Genomic DNA, 2,292 nt, shown 5'->3' on the forward strand with positions numbered 1-2,292 from the left:
TAGGAAATGCGCGGGTCGAGCCAGCCATAGACGAGGTCCGCAAGCAGGTTGAACAGGATGACGAGGCAGGCGAACACGAAGGTGACCGCCATGATCACCGGCGTGTCGTTGGCGAGGATCGAGCTGATCAGCAGCGACCCGATGCCGGGAACGCGGAAAATCTGCTCGGTGATGATGGCGCCGCCGAACACCGCCGGCATCTGCAGGGCGACGAGGGTCACGACCGGGATGAGTGCGTTACGCACGATGTGCTTCATCACGACCGTTCGCTCGGGCAGCCCCTTGGCGCGCGCGGTGGTGACATAGTCGAGCCGCACCACGTCGAGCATGGCGGAGCGCACGAAGCGCGTCCATGACGCGCCCTGGAACAGCCCGAGCACCGCCACCGGCATCGCCGCGCTGCGAATGTGCTCCCATATCCATGGCCAGCCGCTGCCGCCGACGTCGGATTGGTAGACCGACGGCAACCATCCGAGGTAAACGCTGAAAACCAAGATGAACACGATGCCGGTGAAGAAAGTCGGCAAGGAGAAGCCGACGAAGGCGAATGTGTTGGCGATCTGGTCGAACAGCGAATAAGGCCGCAGCGCAGCGCAGATGCCGACCGGCAGCGCGACCATGAGCGCCAGGACCTGCGAGGAGCCGATCACGAACAACGTGGTCGGCAGGCGCTGGAGGATGAGCTGGTCGACGTCGACGCGGCTCACGAAGGAGAAGCCCCAGTCGCCGTGCAGCATGGCGACGAGCCAGCGCAGGTAGCGCACCACGATGGGATCGTCGAGGCCGAACTTCGCCCGCAGCGCCGCGGCCACCTCGGGCGGAACGTTCGGATTGCTCGCCAGCTCGCCGAACGGATCGCCGGGAGCCAGCGCCAGCACCGTGAACAGCACGATGCTGATGCCGAGCAAGCTGGGAAGGGCGATCAGCAACCGCCTGAGAAGATAGCGCCCCATGACTCAGTGATCAGTGATCGGTTTCCAGTGATCAGAAAGCAAGGTTCAGGTCCGAACGCTGCGCCCCCGGGCCGTGGTCAGCAATGGTGGCAGTGACCCCCGAGTGACTGGTCACTGGTCACCGATCACTGATTACTGTTCATGCGTCGCGGTACCAGTCCTTCAGGTTCCAGAAGTCGTTGTCCCACCCGGAGCCCGGCGCGTGCAGCTTATTGGACACGGCTTCGACCTTCGGCCGGTTCACGATCGGGATGACCGCCTGGTTGCTCACAAGGTCGTTCATGCGAATAAACAAGGCGGCGCGCTTAACCGGATCGAGCTCGGCCTGGGCCGCGGTGAACGCCTTGTCGTATTCGTCATTCTTCCAGCGCGTGATGTTGCGGCCCTGCCACTTGTTGTCCTTGGATGAGGCTTCCCACGAGCAGAATTGGTTCATGAAGAAGCCGGGGTCCGGCTCCGTCATGGTCGTGTTGTACATCTGGAGATCGCAGTAGAAGTGGGAGTAGGTGTCGGGGTTGGCGACATCGGAAGAGAAGAACACCGACGCGGTGACCGATTTGAGTTCCAGCTCGATACCGGCTTTCTGGCAGGCCTGCTTCACGACCGCCTGGTTTTTCTGGCGCGGCGCATTGATCGAAGTCTGGTAGACGAAGCTCAGCTTCTTGCCGTCCTTGGCGCGCACGCCGTCAGGTCCGCGCTTCCATCCGGCCGCATCGAGAATCTGGTTCGCTTTCTCGATGTTGAACTCCCATTTGGTGTTCTTCGACCGGTATTTCTCGGGATTGTTGAGGAAGTTGCCGGTAGCGATGCCGGTGCGGCCGTATATGTACGTCTGCACCGATTGGCGGTCGACCAGCATTGTGAGCGCCTGGCGTACCGCGGGGTCGGTCAGGGTCGGATGCTTGGTCTTGACGCTCGAGCGCTCGCCGTCGATCTCGGTCCACGGATCGGTGTTGTTAAACTGGATGTGCTCGATGGCCCCGCCGGGATCGATCTCGACATGTCCGCGCCCGCCCTTTTCCAGGCGCTGGAGGATTTCGTCTTCGACCTGCATGTTCCAGGCATAGTCGTATTCGCCGGTCTGCAGCACGGCGCGCGCCGCCGAGACCGCGTCGCCTCCGCCTTTCATTTCGATCGTATCAAAAAATGGCCGGTTCTCCTCGTGATAGTCGGGATTGAGTTCCCCGCGCACCACGTCGCCCGGATTGAACGACACGAACTTGTAGGGGCCGGTGCCGACCGGCTTGAGGTTGCTGGGCGCGTCGCGGGACTTGTCCCCCTTGTAAGGCTCGAACAGGTGCTTGGGGATGATCATGCCGCGGCTGCCGACGAAGGCGTC

At 62.3% G+C, this 2,292-nt stretch carries 2 protein-coding genes; both read right to left on the bottom strand.

Going from position 1 to position 2,292, the window contains the following annotated elements; genetic code table 11:
* Window positions 1-953, bottom strand: a 953-nt coding sequence (locus JOZ76_RS29135; RefSeq protein ID WP_291704608.1) for an ABC transporter permease, incomplete at its 3' end; no start/stop codon positions are given.
* Between the two features lie 139 nt (window positions 954-1,092).
* Window positions 1,093-2,292 (bottom strand): peptide ABC transporter substrate-binding protein (locus JOZ76_RS29140; protein WP_291704610.1); only part of this gene is annotated, 1,200 nt, incomplete at its 5' end.

The organism is Bradyrhizobium sp. (assembly GCF_019244115.1).
Classification (GTDB): Bacteria; Pseudomonadota; Alphaproteobacteria; order Rhizobiales; family Xanthobacteraceae; genus Bradyrhizobium.